19 protein-coding genes and 1 tRNA gene are annotated in these 19,399 nt (G+C 31.9%); 10 read left to right on the top strand and 10 right to left on the bottom strand.

Annotated features, from left to right (window positions below):
- Positions 1 to 25: 25 nt before the first annotated feature.
- The 3 genes from WNY60_RS03955 to WNY60_RS03945 all read right to left on the bottom strand — a co-directional run bounded on the left by WNY60_RS03955 (position 26) and on the right by WNY60_RS03945 (position 3,692).
- Positions 26 to 1,978 carry a PKD domain-containing protein gene (locus WNY60_RS03955; protein WP_342861577.1) on the bottom strand — a complete coding sequence of 651 codons (1,953 nt, stop codon included), beginning with the start codon at positions 1,976 to 1,978 and terminating at the stop codon, positions 26 to 28.
- Between the two features lie 168 nt (positions 1,979 to 2,146).
- Positions 2,147 to 3,130, bottom strand: coding sequence for a hypothetical protein (locus WNY60_RS03950; RefSeq protein ID WP_342861576.1), 984 nt, complete (start codon positions 3,128 to 3,130; stop codon positions 2,147 to 2,149).
- A 61-nt stretch (positions 3,131 to 3,191) separates the two neighbouring features.
- Complete coding sequence (locus WNY60_RS03945; protein WP_342861575.1) at positions 3,192 to 3,692, bottom strand: hypothetical protein; 501 nt, start codon at positions 3,690 to 3,692, stop codon at positions 3,192 to 3,194.
- Between the two features lie 142 nt (positions 3,693 to 3,834).
- Between WNY60_RS03945 and WNY60_RS03940 the strand changes: the two genes are divergently transcribed.
- The 10 genes from WNY60_RS03940 (at position 3,835) to WNY60_RS03895 (ending at position 10,537) form a co-directional block, all read left to right on the top strand.
- Positions 3,835 to 4,416, top strand: coding sequence for a sigma-70 family RNA polymerase sigma factor (locus WNY60_RS03940; protein WP_342861574.1), 582 nt, complete (start codon positions 3,835 to 3,837; stop codon positions 4,414 to 4,416).
- Between the two features lie 4 nt (positions 4,417 to 4,420).
- On the top strand, positions 4,421 to 5,176 hold the full coding sequence (locus WNY60_RS03935) for a tetratricopeptide repeat protein (RefSeq protein ID WP_145005969.1): 756 nt from the start codon (positions 4,421 to 4,423) through the stop codon (positions 5,174 to 5,176).
- 78 nt (positions 5,177 to 5,254) lie between these two features.
- Positions 5,255 to 6,022, top strand: a complete 768-nt coding sequence (locus WNY60_RS03930; protein ID WP_342861573.1) for a TatD family hydrolase — start codon at positions 5,255 to 5,257, stop codon at positions 6,020 to 6,022.
- Positions 6,023 to 6,028: 6 nt separating this feature from the next.
- Positions 6,029 to 7,060: an asparaginase gene (locus WNY60_RS03925; RefSeq protein WP_145005974.1), complete on the top strand. Its 1,032-nt coding sequence runs from the start codon at positions 6,029 to 6,031 to the stop codon at positions 7,058 to 7,060.
- Between the two features lie 70 nt (positions 7,061 to 7,130).
- A tRNA-Ser gene (locus WNY60_RS03920) sits at positions 7,131 to 7,218 on the top strand.
- Positions 7,219 to 7,362: 144 nt separating this feature from the next.
- Positions 7,363 to 8,142: a MotA/TolQ/ExbB proton channel family protein gene (locus WNY60_RS03915; protein ID WP_028284231.1), complete on the top strand. Its 780-nt coding sequence runs from the start codon at positions 7,363 to 7,365 to the stop codon at positions 8,140 to 8,142.
- A gap of 34 nt (positions 8,143 to 8,176) precedes the next feature.
- Positions 8,177 to 8,620 (top strand): hypothetical protein, encoded by a 444-nt coding sequence (locus tag WNY60_RS03910; RefSeq protein WP_292946751.1) that lies wholly within the window; start codon positions 8,177 to 8,179, stop codon positions 8,618 to 8,620.
- A gap of 2 nt (positions 8,621 to 8,622) precedes the next feature.
- A complete protein-coding gene (locus WNY60_RS03905) occupies positions 8,623 to 9,231 on the top strand; it encodes a biopolymer transporter ExbD (RefSeq protein ID WP_028284233.1) in 609 nt (202 codons plus the stop codon).
- 10 nt (positions 9,232 to 9,241) lie between these two features.
- A complete protein-coding gene (locus WNY60_RS03900; protein WP_028284234.1) occupies positions 9,242 to 9,712 on the top strand; it encodes a biopolymer transporter ExbD in 471 nt (156 codons plus the stop codon).
- Between the two features lie 132 nt (positions 9,713 to 9,844).
- Positions 9,845 to 10,537: a porin family protein gene (locus WNY60_RS03895; protein WP_261375468.1), complete on the top strand. Its 693-nt coding sequence runs from the start codon at positions 9,845 to 9,847 to the stop codon at positions 10,535 to 10,537.
- Here the strand turns inward: WNY60_RS03895 and WNY60_RS03890 are convergent.
- The 7 genes from WNY60_RS03890 to frr form a co-directional block, all read right to left on the bottom strand.
- Positions 10,532 to 11,137: a hypothetical protein gene (locus WNY60_RS03890; protein WP_342861571.1), complete on the bottom strand. Its 606-nt coding sequence runs from the start codon at positions 11,135 to 11,137 to the stop codon at positions 10,532 to 10,534. The genes WNY60_RS03895 and WNY60_RS03890 overlap by 6 nt on opposite strands.
- A gap of 84 nt (positions 11,138 to 11,221) precedes the next feature.
- Positions 11,222 to 12,682, bottom strand: a complete 1,461-nt coding sequence (rpoN, locus tag WNY60_RS03885; protein ID WP_145005993.1) for an RNA polymerase factor sigma-54 — start codon at positions 12,680 to 12,682, stop codon at positions 11,222 to 11,224.
- 124 nt (positions 12,683 to 12,806) lie between these two features.
- On the bottom strand, positions 12,807 to 14,237 hold the full coding sequence (gene asnS, locus WNY60_RS03880) for an asparagine--tRNA ligase (RefSeq protein WP_028284241.1): 1,431 nt from the start codon (positions 14,235 to 14,237) through the stop codon (positions 12,807 to 12,809).
- A 36-nt stretch (positions 14,238 to 14,273) separates the two neighbouring features.
- Complete coding sequence (locus tag WNY60_RS03875; protein WP_145005997.1) at positions 14,274 to 16,688, bottom strand: efflux RND transporter permease subunit; 2,415 nt, start codon at positions 16,686 to 16,688, stop codon at positions 14,274 to 14,276.
- A gap of 62 nt (positions 16,689 to 16,750) precedes the next feature.
- A complete protein-coding gene (locus WNY60_RS03870) occupies positions 16,751 to 18,037 on the bottom strand; it encodes a DUF5686 family protein (RefSeq protein WP_342861569.1) in 1,287 nt (428 codons plus the stop codon).
- Entirely contained in the window at positions 18,024 to 18,758 is a 735-nt protein-coding gene (locus WNY60_RS03865; RefSeq protein ID WP_342861568.1) for a TlpA disulfide reductase family protein, read from the bottom strand. Before WNY60_RS03865 ends, WNY60_RS03870 begins: the two co-directional genes overlap by 14 nt.
- Before the next feature lie 81 nt (positions 18,759 to 18,839).
- Positions 18,840 to 19,397 (bottom strand): ribosome recycling factor, encoded by a 558-nt coding sequence (gene frr / locus WNY60_RS03860; protein WP_145006003.1) that lies wholly within the window; start codon positions 19,395 to 19,397, stop codon positions 18,840 to 18,842.
- Positions 19,398 to 19,399 lie beyond the last annotated feature (2 nt).

Raw genomic sequence — 19,399 nt, 5'->3', positions numbered from 1 at the left:
AAAGTATAAATCAAATTAATTCTATCTAAAATTTCCAGATAGCGTAAAACTGCATGTAATTATAATTTGTTTTAAAATTGAATACATATCGTGCACCAATACTTGGACCAATTCTGGCAAATCCAGCAGTTGCTTCTACTAAAAAACCGGTTCTGAAGTTTGTAAATGTCTCTGTGTTCTGGTTAGCGGTTTGTGATGTGTCTAATAAAAAAGGCGGTTGGATGTTAGTGTTTTCAAATTCTTCTATTAAAATGTTTTCTGTGCTTTTTTGGCTAATGGACAGTGCGCCTTGTAAACCTGCTCCAAGACCAATGTAATTATTAACGTTATATCTTGCTAATACAGGGATTTCCCAGTCTATGTTGTCATAGGATTTGGTGGTTGTTGTGCGCTGTATCCTGTCGTCGATTCCAGGTTCGCCAATAATGGTTTGAGTGACCAATCTATCACTATCAAAGCTATGAAAACTGTTTAAAAGCTCTGCTTGCCAATACCATTTGTAGGATTTGTAAGGCGATACTGTGGCGCCAACAAAGTAACTTTTAGAATTATCTAAATCCGAGAATAGATTGTAACCAGCTTTTGCACCAATAGATATACCTGGTAAAAAACGTGTTGTAGAATAGTTAGTTATTATTGGGTCGTTTTTGTCAAAAATTATAGCAGTACGTGATTTGGTTTTTTGCTTATGAAAATCCTTACCAAACTTAATGCGGTATTGTACAAAACCTTTTGTGGAGTCATAAACCTTCACGTTTTTTTGCTGGCTTCCTGGTAAGTAAATGTTTTTAAAAGTAAATATGGCTTGCTTATGTGTATAGCTTGTATCAAGGCAACTATATTGGACCTCGTATTTAGGACAAATTTTTACTTTTGGGTACATGTCCAAAACTTCAATAGTGGTTTTGTCAAACATATCTGGTATGTCTGTTTCTAGTCTAATTGTGGTTGCAGGACCTTCGCCATTATTTTGAAATCTAATTTTAAATTTAGGTTTTTTGTAACGTACTAATCTGTAGTTTAAAAAAGTAGCGTTTGAGGACATTTTGTTAGGATCGTGAGAGGTTACAATTTCCATTTCCATGTCTTTTACATTATGGTCGTCATAATTATTATCTGGAATATAAACACCTCTAACCGAAATTATCGCACTTGTATCCTTTAGCATTTCTGGTGTTGTTTTTAAGGTGTAAAATATATTACGCTCTTCATTTGGTTGCATGTTGCTAAAGCTTAATTGGCTTGAGTTTTTATAGTTGGCTTTAGCTTCGGCAAGTGTTAATGGTAAATTTTGTCTTTCAGTAGAATCTTGAGGGTTAAATGTATTACGCAAGCTTTGAATTTCTGCGGAAGCGTAATAGGTTTTGTTTTCTGGTTTAGAGGTGTAAACTAGGTTGTCGTTATCTTGAGCAATCTCGCCATGATACGTTCTAGTATCTGTAATTGTAAAATTGTCGTCGCCATATTTTGCTTCGTTATAAAACAAATAGACTTTACCGTTTGTAGTGTAGTCTTTTGTGTTTTTGTATTTGTAAATTACTACTATTTCTTCTTCTGGAATGGGCTCTCTATTGCGTTGTAAATCTATTGCATCTTCCATTGACGCTTGCTCTTGGTAGGTGTCATCTGAGGTGTTAACTCTAATTTTTTTTGGTCTAGTAGTAGGTGGTTTACCTGTGTCGTAATTGTTGGTAGCCCAAAGTCTTACTTCATAGTCTCCTGATTTTTTGTAAACTTTAGTAGGATTATTTTCTTTGCTGTAAGTACCATCTCCAAATTCCCAATAATTTGTGTAAAACGCTTTAGGTGCACCAGCTATTTGATTTAGTTGTGGTGCATTTGGAGAGAATTGGACCTGTTTGCCTTCTATTTTGTAATCTATGGTTGCAGTGCGTCTAGTCGTATCTATTACTGTGTCTTGACTAAAAGTGATATTGGTTAGACTTAGGGTGAAAATAATAGCGATTATAGTTTTCATTTGTGGTGTGGTTTAGAGATTAAATTTAGTAATAATAATATTGATATTAGTTTTTCAATCTATGAGTGGTGGTTTTAAGTAAAGCAACGGTATATAACAATAGATGTTTAAACATAAAAAAGTCAGAAAAATTAATTTCTGACTTTTAAGTTTAAGTAGGCTAATGGTTTATGGTAAACCATTTATTAAAGCTGTTAAGGTTGCTTCTGTTCCTGTTGTTGTGTCATCCATAGTAAACGTTATAATATCATTTGCTACAATTGTCACTGGTTTGATTGCATATCTCCAAACACCATTGTCTTCTGTTACAAAAATTACGTGACACTCTAAACCAATTGGTATTTGTCCATAATGTTCGCTAAATAAATTTAATGTTCCGTCGTAGGTGTCCAAAGCAGCTAGTCCAGAATCTTCACCATCATAAGATAAATATACAGCACTATTAGTAAAGTTGTAACCTATTGGAGCTTGTACCTGGATTAATGTTTTTGGTCTTGGGTCGCTATAAAAACGATCTACATTAGACCATCCAAAACCTTGTAACAATCCATAATACTCGCTACCCTCTACAAAAACACCACCTTGACCTGTTGCATCTTCTACCTCGTCCCAAGTTAAATTATCTTCTGCATCAATCTCGCCTTCCCAAAGTGACATTAATGGATCTGCTCCACCTGTTAAGCTAGCAGGTATAATAAGTTGCAAACCACAGGTTGTATCTAATGCGCTACCATTTTGTGTGGCTTCGATAAAAAATTCGCCTCCAGAAATTAATAAGGTTTTATCACCATTAGGTAATGTTCCCATAGTAGGTTTGTTTGTAGTAAGCATGTTTCCTTTTTCAAACAACTCTACATATTCTAGTTGTACTTGCCCAGTTACTGAGTTACCATTTAAGGTTAGACAATTACCGTTAATATTTATTTGTACTCCATTGGCAGAGGTTAAAGAAATGTTTCCGTCGTCTGCATTAAAGGTGAAATTTTGAGTTAGATTAGCTAAGGCTGTATCTTTAATGTTTTTAAATTCTTGAGCTGTTGCAATGTCAATAGCATTGTCAAAGTCATTGTCTCCATCATCTTTAGTCTCGCAACTAGTTAGTAATGTTAAGGTCATTAATACTGTTCCAAAAATTGTTTTTAAATTTTTCATGATTTTATAGTTTAAAGGTTTATATAGTTATATAAATAGTGTGTCTATTTTGTTACCCTATTTAGTGTTTTTTTTTATTTTCGCTAGCAATTATTTTATGAGAAATTATATCTCCTTCTGCTACTAGACGTATCATTTGTTTTGCATATGCTTCTGTGGTAGCATAACCTTTAGCGTATCCTTTTTGGCTTTTTACTTCCCAAAAGTATAGGCGACTTTCTGTTTTAAGCAGGTAACTTTTTAATACATAATAATTAGTGATTTTTCTTTCTAAAACAACTTCGTTTTGCCCAACTAAGTTTGATCGCTTTTTGGCTTCAAATAATGTTGTAGCAGTTCCAGAATATGTGCCATTAGTAGTTATAACTGTCCAGTCGTAAATTGTAATTAATTCATCTTTTAAAAGCTCAATGGATGTATTACTATTAAGTGATTTATTTTGGTTAGTTGCATTTAGGTTAAAAAAGCCTAACACTATGGTTGCTATAATTAAAATTGCTTTTTTACTCACGTTAATTTTGGTGATGCTAACGTGTTCCGGATTGTTTTGTAGTACGTTCATAATTTCTAAGTTTTAAATTGTTGTTCTTTAAGTTTGTGTGTGCTGTCTAATTTTGACTGTTACACCCTTATATCAAAACCATTTAAAATTTGTTACCCTTGTTTTGCTAAGTTTTTTTAAATTCGTTGGAAACAAAGGGTTTATGAGTCAAAAAAAAATACACGAAGACCAGAAATATGTGGATGGATTGGTAAACAACAACTCCTTTATTATTCAGGCTATATATGATAAGTTTGCGCCTAAAGTGATTAATTATATTAAACAAAACAATGGTGATGCAGATAGTGCTCAGGACATTATCCAAGACACCATACTAACTATATATAATCAAGGCAGTCAAAAAAACTTACAATTAACCTGTCCTTTTGATGCTTACTTTTTTTTATTATGTAAACGCAAATGGCTTAATGTTTTGAAAAAAAGAGATAATAAGGAGGTAACAATAAATGAAGAAGTGCTATCTAAAGATGACGACGCTTATCAGTTATCTTTTGAAACCTCTATTTTTGAAAACAAACAGATATTATTTAATCAGATGTTTCAAAAATTAGGAGATGCCTGCAAGGATTTGCTAAAAGCTACATTTAAAATAAAATCTATGGAAGAAGTAGCCTTAAATCTTAATGTAAGTTATGCTTACGCAAGAAAGAAAAAATCCTTATGCATAGGACAATTAACCAAGTTAGTTAAAGAGTCGCCAACGTTTAATCAACTTAATTATTAATGCTATGGAAGAACAAGATTATATCCTTTTTGAAAACTATTTGGCTGGCGACTTATCTGATCAACAATCCTCAGATTTTGAAAACAGATTAAATACAGATCAAGAGTTTAAGCAAGCCTTTACAATTTACAAACAATTGTCTGCTAATTTGGAACATGAGATTGGAAATAAAGATCAAACTGCAGATTTTAAAGCCAATTTAGATACTATTTCTCATAGGTATTTTATCAAACAAGAGGATAAAGAAAATCCAATAGAGCGTAAAAAGACTTTTAATTTTTATAAACTAGCAATTGCAGCAAGTATAGCATTAGTAATGGGCTTTTTTGCGTACAATCAGTTTTCTGGAGGTGCCAATTACTCTGATTTTAATACACATGACACTGTAGATTTTGCAGTAAGAAATACAGAAGGGAATGTGGGTTTATTAATAAAAACAACAAAAGCATTTAATAATAAAGACTATAAAAAAGCTAAAGCGTATTTGGAAGAATTACTGCAAAACAATCCTGATAACGTCGAGTACAATTTTTATTACGCTATTACAAATATAGAATTAGATAATTTTGCTAAAGCAGAAACAATATTAGGTGATATCTCACAAGGAAGCTCTGCCTATAATAATAAAGCAAAATGGTACTTAGCCTTAAGTAAATTGAAACAACAAAAAGAAGCAGAATGTATTAAGATATTAAAGACAATACCAGAAGATGCAGATGACTATGATCAAGCACATAAATTATTAAATAAAATAGAATAAAAAGAGTCTTAAATATAAGGTCTTAAAATACTTAACTAAAAGTCATCATATCCATGATGACTTTTTTATTTTTGCGATATGATAATTACAGATACACATACACATTTATATAGCGAAGCTTTTGACGACGATAGGGCAGATATGATGCAACGCACCTTGGAAGCTGGCGTTTCTAGATTGTTTATTCCAGCAATTGATAGTACCTATACATCAAGTATGTTGCAACTAGAAAAAGACTATCCAGAACATGTCTTTTTGATGATGGGTTTACACCCAACGCATGTTAAAGATAATTATCTAGAAGAGTTGGCGCATGTGTCAGAGATGTTAGATACACATAAATTTTACGCAGTAGGAGAGATTGGTATAGATTTATATTGGGATAAAAGCACCTTAGCCATTCAGCAAGATGCTTTTAGAAAACAAATCACATTAGCAAAACAACACAAACTACCCATTGTTATCCATTGTCGCGAAGCATTTGATGAGATTTTTGAAATTTTAGAAGACGAAAAATCAGACGATTTATTTGGGATTTTTCATTGTTTTACAGGAACATTACAGCAAGCACATCAAGCCATTTCTTATAATATGAAACTTGGTATTGGAGGCGTAGCAACTTTTAAAAACGGAAAGATTGATCAGTTTTTAAATCAAATAGATTTACAACATATTGTATTAGAAACAGATTCACCTTATTTAGCTCCAAAACCATTTAGAGGTAAACGTAATGAAAGTAGCTACATAATAAAGGTCATTGAAAAGTTATCTGATATATATGAAGTGTCCGAACAAAAAATTGCTCAAATTACAACAGAGAACTCTAAAGCAGTTTTCGGTATCTAAAAACTTATGACTAAAACTATTCCCAACATACTTCTTATTTACACAGGTGGAACCATTGGTATGATAAAAGACCCAGAAACAGGAGCCTTACGCGCTTTTGATTTTGCTAACTTATTAGATCGTATTCCAGAGTTAAAATTGCTAGAGTGTACCATAGAAACCTATTCTTTTGAAGAGCCAATAGACTCCAGTAATATGGAACCTAAATATTGGGTGCAAATAGCTGAGGTTATCCAGCAAAACTATCCGCTATTTGATGGATTTGTAGTACTACATGGTAGCGACACCATGAGTTATACTGCATCAGCCTTAAGCTTTATGTTGGAGCATCTTGCAAAACCAGTTATTTTTACAGGATCTCAATTGCCAATCGGAGATTTGCGCACAGATGCAAAAGAAAACCTAATAACATCAATACAAATCGCTTCTTTACAATATTATAATAAACCTGTAATTAAAGAAGTAGGATTGTATTTTGAATATAAATTGTACAGAGCCAATCGTACCACCAAAATAAATGCAGAACACTTTGAGGCTTTTGCAAGTCTAAATTATCCGGATTTGGCAGAAAGCGGTGTGCACCTAAAAGTTAATAACGAGTATTTATTTAAACCTAACACTAGAAAAGATCTAGTTGTACATAAGGATTTAGACTCAAATATTGCATTAGTAAAACTGTTTCCAGGAATTTCAAGAAACCTTTTAGAAAGTATTTTTAAAACCGAAGGACTAAAAGGAGTGATATTGGAAACCTATGGCGCAGGAAACTGCACAACAAAAGATTGGTTTTTACAGTTATTAAAGGAGACCATAAATAAAGGTGTGCCAATTATAAATGTAACGCAATGTTCCGGAGGAAGTGTCTTAATGGGACAATATGAAACTAGTGAAAAGTTAAAGCGAATAGGTTTAATCTCAGGAAAAGATATCACTACAGAAGCAGCATTGTGTAAATTAATGTATTTATTAGGAGAAAATATATCTCCTAACTTATTCAAAACCATATATGAAACGTCTTTACGTGGAGAAATGTCTTAAAATTAACCCTCAAAATTTTAACCTTAGGATATTTTTTTGTTATTTGCCCACCGTAATTAGTGATAATTACAGAGAGGTGGCCGAGTGGCTTAAGGCGCACGCTTGGAAAGCGTGTATGCGTTAATAGCGTATCGAGGGTTCGAATCCCTTCCTCTCTGCAAGATATTTAACTGTCTTGATAAATTATAGAGGAGGAAAAGTAGAATTGTATGATTTTACTTATCTCTTTTTGTAATTTTTATTTTTAATTACATTTTTTTTATATCTTTAACACTTTAACTAATAAAATTAAGAACAACAAAATGAAAAGATTATTTTCTATCCTAGCCATAGCGTGTATCATGGCATTCGGAACTGCAAATGCAACTACTAACGCAGCAATGACGACTGCAACTACTGTAGTACTTACACAAGATGAACCAGATGCTGCTGCTGCAACTGCAGACGAAAACTTAACGTTCCACCAAGAACTTAAAAAACGTTTTATTGAAGGTGGACCAGGATTCATGGGGATTGTATTATTATGTTTAATTCTTGGATTAGCAATTGCTATTGAGAGAATTATCTTTTTAAATTTATCTACAACTAACTCTAAAAAGTTAACACAAGATGTAGAAGATGCACTTCAATCAGGTGGATTAGAAGCTGCTAAAGAAGTTTGTCGTAACACAAAAGGACCTGTTGCCTCTATCTTTTACCAAGGTTTAGACAGAGCAGATGGAGACTTAGAGTCTGCTGAAAAAGCAGTTGTTGCTTATGGTGGAGTACAAATGGGACAATTAGAGAAAAACGTATCTTGGATTTCTTTATTTATCGCTTTAGCACCAATGTTAGGGTTCATGGGAACTGTAATTGGTATGATTCAAGCATTTGATAAAATTGAAGCTGCAGGAGATATGCAACCATCATTAGTAGCAGGAGGTATTAAAGTTGCCTTATTAACTACTGTATTTGGTCTTATTGTAGCAATTATATTACAAATTTTTTACAATTACATTATCGCTAAGATAGACAGTATTGTTAACGATATGGAAGACTCTTCTATTAACTTAATGGATATGTTATCTAAGTACAAGAAATAATTTACTCAATTACTAACTTTAAAAATTAAAGATTATGCACAAGATTTTAAAAATAGTTGCTTTAGTATTGAGTTTGGCTGGAATTGGTATATTAGTTAACATTATTGCTAAAGGAGATGAAGCGATTAAAGCTGCAGCTCTTGATGGAGATACTTCAATAGTAGACCCTATGGCAATTGTTGCTTATATCATTCTAGGATTAGTATTAGCTTTTGTAGTGTTTTTTGTATTCAAAAATTTATTTACAGGAGGAAAATCTCTTAAAAATACATTAATAGGATTGGGAGCATTCTTATTAGTATTGGTTATTGCTTATGCAGTATCTGGTGGAGATGTTAAAGAATACTTCTATAATGGGATTGTAGCTACAGAAGGAGAATCTAAAATGGTAGGGGCAGGATTAGTTGCTTTTTATATACTAATTTTAGCAGCTGCTGGAGCAATGTTATTCTCAGGTATTAAAAAACTAATAAAATAATTATGGCAAAAAGATCAGCACCAGAAGTTAATGCAGGCTCTATGGCTGACATTGCCTTCTTATTATTAATATTCTTCTTAGTTACTACAACTATAGAAGTGGACTCTGGTATTAGTTCTAAACTACCACCAGATATTCCACCACCTGAAGTTAAAATTAAACAGAAAAACATTTTTACTGTTGAATTGAACAAAGACAACCAAATGTTGGTTGAAGAAGAATTAATGAAAATTAAAGACCTTAAAGCTGCAGCTATCAAGTTTATTGATAATGGAGCAGGAGAGGGAACTGAGGGAACTAAGTGTGATTACTGTAACGGAGCAAAGGATCCAGCATCGTCTGACCATCCATCAAAAGCTATCGTTTCTATAACACATTCTAGAGCTACAGATTATGAAACATTTATCGTGGTTTATGATCAGTTAGTAAGTGCTTACACTGAGTTAAGAGAGCGTTTAGCACAAAGACTATACAACCGTTCTTTTAAAGAAATGGAAGCTAGTTATGATGACTCTAATTCACCTCAATTTAAAAGTGAAAAGCTAAAAGAGAAGATTGATAATATTAAGAATAAATATCCTAGAATCATCTCGAAAGCAGAACCTAAATAATTATTAAACTATGTCAAAATTTAAAAAAGGAGGCAGCAAAGAGTTGCCAGCTATATCTACAGCATCTTTACCAGATATTGTATTCATGCTATTATTCTTTTTTATGGTAGCAACCGTAATGAGAGACAACAGTTTGAAAATTAAAAACAATTTACCATCTGCTGCAGAGACTGAAAAATTAGGTCAAAAAAACTTAATAATGTTTATCTACGCTGGAAAGCCTAGTGATAGTTATAAAAATATGGGTGATGAAGCTAAGATCCAGTTAAACGATAAGTTTGCTGAACTTAAAGACATTGCACCTTTTATAGCTGCTGAAAGAGCTTCAAAGCGTGAAGCTGAAATACCACAATTAATCGCTGCTTTAAAAGTAGATAAAGAAACTAACATGGGTTTAGTGTCTGATATTGAACAAGCATTGCGTAAAACTGGTCAATTAAAAATTAATTACACTACTAAAAAAGGTAGTGGACTTAAATAAGTATTACTCTTAATTTTATAGCAAAAGGTGTTTTGATTTTCAAAACACCTTTTGTTTTTTATAATAATTAATTTCTTTTATCTTAGATTAATAGATGTGATTACATCTGTTTAATTTCAATAAATGTATCAGATGAAATATTTAGTGCTTTTATTTATTATCCCTTTGTTCAGTACAATTAGTGTTGCTCAAGAGTCTACCTCAGTAAATACTGTAATAGATTCACTTTACAGAGAAGATCAGTTTTATTTGGGTGTAACTTATAACCTATTAAGTAAAAAGCCAAATGGTATATCTCAAAATGGTTTTTCAAGTGGTGTACATTTTGGTTTTATTAGGGATATGCCTATTAATAAAAGACGAAACAAGGCTATTGGTTTAGGGTTAGGACTGTCTGTTAATTCATATAATCAAAATTTGCTAATATCTCAAGATAGCAAAACACTTGGTTTTACTGTGCTAAATGATGATACAGATTACACTAAAAATAAATTTAATACTTACGTTATTGAAATGCCCTTACAATATAGATGGAGGACGTCTACAGCAACGCAATATAGTTTTTGGAGGATTTATACAGGCGTAAAATTTGGCTATGTTTTAGCTAATAATACTAAGTTTGAGGGAAGTCCAGAAAATATTAATTTAAAAAATACAGAGGTATTTAATACGTTGCAATATGGATTAACCTTTTGTGCAGGATATAATACATGGAATTTTTATCTATACTATGGTCTAAACGATATTTTTGATACTGCAACTGTTAATGCAGAACCTATAGATATGACTGCTATTAAAGTAGGTCTAATGTTTTACATCTTATAACCAATATTGTAATAATATTAATTGAGGTGTAATACCAATAAATAAACCTATTATTAATTCTCTTGGTGTATGTGCTTTTAGGGATAACCTAGAGGATGCTACAGCTCCAGTTATTATAGCCATTAATGCCAACGAGCCATTTATATTTACACTAAAATGAATAGCAAATGCTGTAAAGAACATAAAAACGCCTCCTGTTGCAATTAAATGTATACTAGCCTTAAATTTTGCTAGAGCGAAAAGTAAACAAGTGATATTAGAAATTAATATTCCCACAAAAAAGAAGTATAACTCTGGTATTTGATCTAATGGGAATACGCGTAATATTAGCAAGCCAATTATAAGGCAGTTAATTAGTAAAGGATAAACACGCTCTTTGGTTGTCTTTAAATATATTGTTTCAGTCTTACCTAAAGTTTTTAATAAAAAATAGACTAATATGGGTAATGCTATAGATAGTATAGAAAGCGAAATTAACTTCGCATGAACAATTTCTTCTGGAATAAATCTTGGAGATTTTTTAAAATAAAAATGTACTGCCAATAATGGCATTATTACAGGATGAAATATAAATGACAAACTTTTGATTAGCCATTTCATGAAGTAATACGTTTTAATTTCTGTAAAAAACAGTGTTTATTAATAGCAGTGTAGATATATGTTTTACTTGATAGATTTACGTAATTATATTTTTTTACGTAATCTAGCAACAGGTATGTCCAATTGCTCTCTATATTTAGCAACAGTACGTCGTGCAATAGGATAGCCTTTTTCTTTTAATATTTTAGCTAAAGCTTCATCTGTAAGCGGTTTCTTTTTGCTTTCTTCTTCAATGACAGTTTCTAATATTTTTTTAATTTCTCTTGTGGATACTTCCTCACCTTGATCGTTAGTCATCGATTCAGAGAAAAATTCTTTTATCAACTTAGTTCCGTAAGGTGTATCTACGTATTTGCTATTAGCCACACGTGATACTGTTGAAACATCCATTTCAATCTCGTCAGCAATATCTTTTAATATCATTGGTTTTAGATTGCGCTCATCACCAGTTAAAAAATATTCTTTTTGGTAATGCATGATGCTACTCATTGTTACAAATAAAGTTTGTTGACGTTGTTTGATGGCATCTATAAACCACTTGGCTGCATCTAGTTTTTGTTTTATAAACATAACTGCATCCTTTTGCGACTTACTTTTATCTTTACTTTCTTTATAACCTTTCATCATGTTACTATATTCTCTAGAAACATGTAATTCTGGCGCATTACGACCATTTAAAGTAAGCTCTAACTCGCCATCAACAATTTTAATTGCAAAGTCTGGTACGACGTGTTCTACAATTCTGTTGTTTCCAGCATAGGATCCTCCAGGCTTTGGATTTAGGCGTTCAATTTCATGAATGGCATCTTTAAGTTGTAACTCTGTAATATCAAATTTTTGCATTAATTTTTTATAATGCTTTTTTGTAAATTGATCAAAAGCGTTATCTATAATATCTGCTGCCAATACAATATCAGGTTGTTTTTCTTTACGATGTAATTGGATGCTTAAACACTCTTGTAGGTTTCTGGCTCCTACACCAGCTGGATCTAATTGATGAACAATTCTAAGTACTTTTTTTACTTTATCTTCCTCTGTGTAGACGCTTTGAGTAAAAGCTAAATCATCAACAATATCGCTTAATTCTCTGCGTATGTAACCACTTTCATCAACACTACCAACTAAAAATTCGGCGATATCTCTTTCGTCATCTGATAGTCTATACGTGTTTAATTGATTGATTAAATGTTGTGTAAACGATGTTCCTGCTGCATATGGCACACTTTTTTCGTCATCATCTGCACTGTAATTGTTGACACTAGTTCTATAATCTGGTATTTCGTCATCACTTAAATAATCATCAACGTTAATGTCACCAGTATCAATGGTTTCATTATCATTATAATCGTCTTGAGAGTTGTCAAAATCATCATCTAAATCGTCTGAATTGTCTTCTTTACCACCTTCCAAAGCAGGGTTTTCTTCCAACTCTTGCTTTAATCGTTGCTCAAATGCTTGCGTAGGCAATTGTATCAATTTCATTAATTGAATTTGTTGCGGAGACAACTTTTGCGATAATTTAAACTGTAGATATTGTTTAAGCATGATTTGTTTTAGAATAATGATAAAAATAAAAAAAACAATCTACATTATTGATTTTAGTAGATTGTTTTAAGATATATTTTAAGTATAAAATTACTTTAGTATTACACTATAGTCATTTATGCTATTAAAATTCTGCATTTTGTGGTGTTCTTGGGTAAGGAATTACGTCTCTAATATTTGTCATACCTGTTGCAAACATTACTAAACGCTCGAAACCTAAACCAAAACCAGAGTGCACAGCTGTACCATACTTGCGTAAGTCTAGGTACCACCATAACTCTTCTTCTGGAATATCTAGAACAGCCATTTTTTCTTTTAGAACTTCTAAACGCTCTTCACGTTGCGATCCACCAACTATTTCTCCAATACCAGGAAATAAAATATCCATAGCACGTACTGTTTTTCCGTCTTCATTTAAACGCATGTAAAATGCTTTAATGTTTGCAGGATAATCAAATAATATTACTGGACATTTAAAGTGCTTTTCTACAAGAAAACGTTCGTGTTCTGATTGTAAATCTGCTCCCCATTCTTCAATGATATAATTAAATTTCTTTTTCTTGTTAGGTTTAGAATTTCTTAAAATATCTATAGCTTCAGTATAGCTAACACGTTTAAAGTTGTTTTCTGTAACAAATTTTAATTTTTCAATTAAACTTAAATCACTTCTTTCAGCTTGTGGTTTTACTTTTTCTTCATCTAATAGACGTTGGTCTAAAAATTCTAAATCTTCTTTATTATGCTCTAAAACATAACTAATAACAGATTTCATAAAGTCCTCTGCTAAATCCATGTTACCAGCTAAATCCATAAAAGCAACTTCAGGCTCAATCATCCAGAACTCGGCAAGGTGACGAGAAGTGTTAGAGTTTTCTGCTCTAAACGTTGGTCCAAAAGTGTATACTTTACCTAAAGACATCGCATAGGTTTCGGCTTCTAATTGTCCCGAAACAGTTAGGTTTGTGTCTTTACCAAAAAAGTTTTTGGAGTGATCTATTGCTCCATCTTCTGTTAAAGGTGGATTTTTTTGATCTAATGTGCTAACACGAAACATTTCTCCGGCTCCTTCTGCATCACTACCTGTTATGATTGGTGTGTGCATGTAGTAAAAACCATTGTCGTTAAAATACTTGTGTACAGCAAAAGATAAAGCCGAACGTAAACGCATTACAGCACTAAATGTATTGGTACGTGTACGTAAATGCGCGTTTTCTCTTAAAAACTCAAAGCTGTGTTTTTTAGGCTGAATTGGATATGTTTCTGGATCAGAATCTCCTAAAATTTCAATTTTAGTAACTGTAATTTCAACGTTTTGTCCTTTTCCTTGGCTCTCCACTAAATCTCCTGTAATTGCTACAGCAGCACCTGTTGTAATTCGTTTTAATAAGGCTTCGTCAGTTTTTTCAAAATCTACTACACATTGTATGTTTTGTAGTGTTGATCCATCATTTAAAGCCACAAATCTATTGGCTCTAAAGGTACGTACCCAACCTTTTATATGTACTTCTTGTAATTTGGTCTCTTTAAGTAATGTAGCGACTGTATATGAATTCATTTTTAAAAAAATTTGATTAAAAATATACTTTTTATATTATTTTTCTTCTGAAATAAATGATTTTTCGTCATCATCATCTTCAGAAGGTATGATATTTATTGTTGGTTCTTTTAGGACCTCTTTATTGGCAATGCTTCTTTCTAGAGACAATAATAAAGATGGTAGTAGTAATAAGTTGGATAACATAGCAAATAAAAGCGTTACAGATACTAATGCACCTAAAGCAACTGTACCACCAAAGCTAGAGATTATAAATACCGAAAACCCGAAAAACAGCACTATTGATGTGTAAAACATACTTACACCTGTTTCTCTTAAAGCAGCATAAACCGACTTTTTAATTTTCCAATTATTGGCTTGTAATTCTTGTCTGTATTTTGCTAAAAAGTGTATTGTGTCATCCACAGATATTCCAAAAGCAATACTAAATACAAGTATTGTAGATGGTTTAATTGGTACGCCTAAATATCCCATTAATCCAGCAGTAACAACTAATGGTAAAAGGTTTGGGATTAATGAAACGATTATCATCCTAAACGAACGAAACATATAGGCCATAAACAGTGATATTAATATCACAGCTAATGATAATGAAATCGCTAAATTTTTAACCAAATATTTAGTTCCTTTTTGAAACACTAATGCTTTACCAGTCATGGTAACATTATAGCGTTCTTCCGGAAAAACATTATCTATTTTATCTTGAAGATTTTCTTGGATACGTTCCATTTTATCGGTTCCAATATCCTTCATAAAGGTTGTTATTCTGGCATATTGACCTGTACTATCTACAAAGTTTTTAAGTAAGTCTACATTTGAGGTAGAGTTTTTTGCGTATGATAATATAAAACTGTTTTCTTGACTAGTTGGTAACTGGTAATATTTTGGATTACCATTATAATATGCTTGTTTAGAGTATTTAACTAAGCCTACTACAGAGATTGGTTTAGAAAATTCAGGTGTTTCATTAATAAACTCCTCAATTTTATTCATACGTTTTAAGGTCGCTAACTTCATGACACCTTGTTTGCGTTTAGTGTCAATCATGATTTCTAATGGCATAATACCATCAAACTCTTCTTCAAAAAAGCGAATATCTTGAAAAAACTCTGCCTTTTTAGGCATGTCTTCAATTAGGCTTCCAGATATTTTAATTTGAAAAATCCCTATTAAGCAAACCACTAATAATACGATTGAGGTAATGTAAATAGTAATGCGTTTTTCTCTAACCATTTTTTCCATCCAATCCACAAAACCACCTATCCATTTTTTGTTTAAATGTTCTAAATGACGCTCTTTAGGGTAAGGTAAAAAGGTGTAAATAATTGGTATTATTAACAGACAAAGTATAAAAATAGCAAGGATACTTAATGATGCGACTACACCAAACTCTTTTAATAGAGTGCTTTCTGTTAAAATAAAGGTTGCAAAACCAGACGCTGTTGTCACGTTGGTCATAAGTGTTGCATTACCAACTTTAGTAATAACACGTTGTAAGCTTTTAACTTTGTTACCATGAGATTTAACCTCATGTTGGTATTTGTTAATTAAGAAAATACAATTAGGAATACCAATAACAATAATTAAAGGAGGTATTAAGGCTGTTAATACCGTGATTTCATAACCCAACATTCCTAAAATCCCAAGTGTCCACATAACACCTATACAGACTACGATAAGTGAAATAAAGGTGGCTCTAAACGATCTGAAAAATAAAAAGAATATTAAAGAGGTTACTAATAATGCAGCAAGTACAAATAAGTTAATCTCATCAACAATATTTTGAGCATTAAGTGTGCGAATGTATGGCATACCAGAAATACGAACATTCATTCCCTGACTAGTCTCAAAAGCTTTAACTTTTTCAACTAAATTATCCATCACAAAATCCTTTCTAGCAGGTGTATTTACTATATCTTTTTTTAAATAGATAGCAGTACGTACCGTTTTAGTTTTTTTGTTGAATAAAAAATTATCGTAAAAAGGATATTGATTAAAAAGTTGGTCTTGCAGTTTTTCAATCTGTTCTATTGAAGCTACAGAGTCTTTAATAAAAGGCTCTAATGCAAATTTTTCGTTTTCTTGATCTTTAACTAATTTTTGAAGATCTTTTATGGAGACTACAGTTTCTACTTCTGGAGCTTCCCTAAAACTATCAGAAAGTGCATTCCAAGCATTTAATTTCTCTACAGTAAATAGTGTTGTGTCTTTAACACCAAGGACAATTAAATTACCTTCTTCTCCAAAAACTTTTAAAAAATCGTTGTAAGTAATATTGACCTCATGGTCATCAGGCAATAAATTAGCTTCAGTATAAGTAAAGCGCATGTACTTCCATTGTGTACTAAAAAAAATAGTAACAAGTACAACACCTAATAGAATAGCTATTTTGTTGCGCAATATTAGTCTTGCTACAACGTCCCAAAAATTTGCTGAAAATAGTTTTAACATAATGCTTTAAAAAACGGAGCAAAGGTATGTAAAACCATTGTATTTACTAAGCTAAATTTGGTTTATAATGCAATATTAAAAGTGAATTTTACTGCAATATTATCTTCTTGGTTAGGTAAGTGGTAGGCTCCATATCTATAAGTTGCACTTAATCCAAAACCAAATAGCAGTTTATTAATCTCAAAACCACTTTCAGTATAGCCATGTTCCAGAGTCCCAAACGTAACTTCTTTATGTCTGTTAATATTATTCATGTTACCAATAGCATAACGAGTAATTAAAACTAATTGTGGATTAAAACGCTTAGCAATTGCAAATGGTTTGACATAATGTTTTAAGACTACTGTTGTAAAACGATCAGAGAAAAACTCATTAAAATACATGGTTTCAAAACTATTAATTCCAGCGACTGAAAACCGTTGTAAAATAGTTTCTTTGGTTATATTATTTGGGTAAGCATGGTAAAGGTGAGTTAAAGGTGCGTCACCATGTGCTATTCCTGCAGATAAAGTTCCTATGGTATAGGAGTTTTTGCTGTGCTTAATTTTATGAATGGTTTTAAAGTCTAGTTTTGAAAAGTTGAAATCAGCATTCAAAACATCTTTAAAACTTTTTGTGTATTGCAGTGTAAATTTTGGATAGCCTTCAATAGTTTTCTCCGCTCCATCGTCAGATTGTTGTGTGATGTTAAATGGATTCCATTGTAACGCGACTTTTGCTGTAGTAGTTTCAAATCCGCTAAAAGTATTGCCTTCTAAGTCGTAGTTATAAGTGTAAGTAGGTCTTATGTTACTTATTGCTATTTCAGATTTTGAGTATAGTTTTGCGGTTATTTCGTGTTCTAAAGATATTGCAGATGTAATGTGTTTATGAAATAAATCTATGTTTAACAATCTAGGTTCAAAAAATGAAAAAGATCTACTGTCTGTTAAAAAGTCAGAGCTACCAGTTTCTTTTAAATCATCAATGTAAGAAATGTTTATCCAGGTTTTTGATTTTTCGTTTACTCTAAAACCACCACCAATTTTATATTTAAAACTATCATCTCTAAATCCATAAACTAAATAAGAATCTATTCTGTATTTTTCAGAAAACGAATCATTAGTAATTCCGCCTAAACCTGTTCTAAATCCTTCGTATTGATTAAATTTAATAAGATACCTCAGGTCAAAATTCCATACTTTGGTAGGGAAAAAACCATTTCCTATTTGTTTTAAAAGTTCACTAGATTTGGTAGTGTCACTAACTTTTAGGTTTTTCTCAGGTGTTTGTGCCCAAGAAAACGTCATGCAAATAAAGCACAACATTACTAACCAATACTTTTGTTTTTTTGTTTTAAAGTGCTGCATTAATAGCTTTAGTAAGTACAGATTTTATATTAGTTCTGTAACCAACTTCTTTGGTTACAATTTCACCCTTTTTATTAATTACAATAGTGGTCGGGAAGGTGCCTACACCATATAACGATATGATGTTATTGGCATTTGGTAAAATAGTAAATTTAAAGTCTTGGGTTTTTAAAAACTGCTCAATATTGTCTTTTTGATTAAAAGTAATTGCCAAAAATTTTACTTTTTTAGATTTAAAATTGTCTACTAATTTATTTAATTCTGGCATTTCTTGGATACAAGGACCACAATTAGTAAACCAAAAATTTAATATTACAACTTGTCCTTTTAAATCTGATAATTTAAAGGTGTTACCATCTAAATCTGTAGCTATAAAATCATAGGCTTTTTCGCCTTTAGTAAAATTAGCTTCAGGATTTTTAGCGATAGTATTGTTTATTGCTTTTAGTCTTTTAAATACTACTGACTTTAGTTTGTTTTCGTTGTCAACAAAAAATAAAGGTTTGTAGTCTGAGTTGGTCATTAGTTGTACCTGTGACATGGGTAATAACTTACCTCTCTCATTAAAAAGTAAAACATCAGGTGTTATGACTAACTCCATTGTTTTAACTTCTTCATCTGTTAGGCGATGTTGCTCTTTTGGTATAAAGGCATACTCTTGTGCTTGCAGGATACTAACACATAAAAACAAACATACACAAAGTGATTTTAAAAACTTCATAACTATATTTTATTAAAACCTCTTAACGGTATATTTTGATAAAAGTTATAAAAAAAGCGACTTTTAAGTCGCTTTTAAGATTTATACAGTCATAATCTCTGCTTCTTTAGCAGCTAGTATGTCATCTATTTTTTTAACGTATTTGTCTGTTAAAGCTTGTACATCTGCTTCTGCATTTTTTTGAAGGTCTTCAGATGCATCTTCAGTCTTCTTAATGTCGTTATTAGCATCCTTACGTGCGCTTCTAACACCTACTTTAGCATCTTCAGCTTCAGCTTTAGCTTGTTTTGCTAAATCACGTCTACGCTCTTCTGTTAAAGGCGGAACACTTATTATTATTAAATCACCATTATTCATTGGGTTAAAACCAAGATTAGCGATCATAATAGCCTTTTCAATTGCTTGTAGCATGTTTTTTTCCCAAGGTTGTACTGTTATTGTACGACCATCTGGAGTGTTAACATTAGCAACTTGACTTAACGGAGTTTGTGATCCATAATAGTCTACCATTACGCTTCCTAACATTGCAGGACTAGCTTTTCCGGCTCTAATATTTACAAATTGTTTTTCAAGATGCTTAATGGCTTTATCCATTGCTTCTTTTGTGCTGTCTACTATAAATGTAATGTCTTCGTTCATGC

It is taken from the genome of Olleya sp. AS48 (assembly GCF_038900355.1).
Taxonomy (GTDB): Bacteria; Bacteroidota; Bacteroidia; order Flavobacteriales; family Flavobacteriaceae; genus Olleya.
Note: the sequence above shows the minus strand (reverse complement) of the source record. Positions and strands in the feature narration are given on the sequence as shown.

Coding starts and splice junctions, on each gene's coding strand:
- WNY60_RS03955 (WP_342861577.1), bottom strand. CDS start 1,978: ATGAAAACTATAATCGCTATTATTTTCACCCTAAGTCTAACCAATATC.
- WNY60_RS03950 (WP_342861576.1), bottom strand. CDS start 3,130: ATGAAAAATTTAAAAACAATTTTTGGAACAGTATTAATGACCTTAACA.
- WNY60_RS03945 (WP_342861575.1), bottom strand. CDS start 3,692: ATGAACGTACTACAAAACAATCCGGAACACGTTAGCATCACCAAAATT.
- WNY60_RS03940 (WP_342861574.1), top strand. CDS start 3,835: ATGAGTCAAAAAAAAATACACGAAGACCAGAAATATGTGGATGGATTG.
- WNY60_RS03935 (WP_145005969.1), top strand. CDS start 4,421: ATGGAAGAACAAGATTATATCCTTTTTGAAAACTATTTGGCTGGCGAC.
- WNY60_RS03930 (WP_342861573.1), top strand. CDS start 5,255: ATGATAATTACAGATACACATACACATTTATATAGCGAAGCTTTTGAC.
- WNY60_RS03925 (WP_145005974.1), top strand. CDS start 6,029: ATGACTAAAACTATTCCCAACATACTTCTTATTTACACAGGTGGAACC.
- WNY60_RS03915 (WP_028284231.1), top strand. CDS start 7,363: ATGAAAAGATTATTTTCTATCCTAGCCATAGCGTGTATCATGGCATTC.
- WNY60_RS03910 (WP_292946751.1), top strand. CDS start 8,177: ATGCACAAGATTTTAAAAATAGTTGCTTTAGTATTGAGTTTGGCTGGA.
- WNY60_RS03905 (WP_028284233.1), top strand. CDS start 8,623: ATGGCAAAAAGATCAGCACCAGAAGTTAATGCAGGCTCTATGGCTGAC.
- WNY60_RS03900 (WP_028284234.1), top strand. CDS start 9,242: ATGTCAAAATTTAAAAAAGGAGGCAGCAAAGAGTTGCCAGCTATATCT.
- WNY60_RS03895 (WP_261375468.1), top strand. CDS start 9,845: ATGAAATATTTAGTGCTTTTATTTATTATCCCTTTGTTCAGTACAATT.
- WNY60_RS03890 (WP_342861571.1), bottom strand. CDS start 11,137: ATGAAATGGCTAATCAAAAGTTTGTCATTTATATTTCATCCTGTAATA.
- rpoN (WP_145005993.1), bottom strand. CDS start 12,682: ATGCTTAAACAATATCTACAGTTTAAATTATCGCAAAAGTTGTCTCCG.
- asnS (WP_028284241.1), bottom strand. CDS start 14,237: ATGAATTCATATACAGTCGCTACATTACTTAAAGAGACCAAATTACAA.
- WNY60_RS03875 (WP_145005997.1), bottom strand. CDS start 16,688: ATGTTAAAACTATTTTCAGCAAATTTTTGGGACGTTGTAGCAAGACTA.
- WNY60_RS03870 (WP_342861569.1), bottom strand. CDS start 18,037: ATGCAGCACTTTAAAACAAAAAAACAAAAGTATTGGTTAGTAATGTTG.
- WNY60_RS03865 (WP_342861568.1), bottom strand. CDS start 18,758: ATGAAGTTTTTAAAATCACTTTGTGTATGTTTGTTTTTATGTGTTAGT.
- frr (WP_145006003.1), bottom strand. CDS start 19,397: ATGAACGAAGACATTACATTTATAGTAGACAGCACAAAAGAAGCAATG.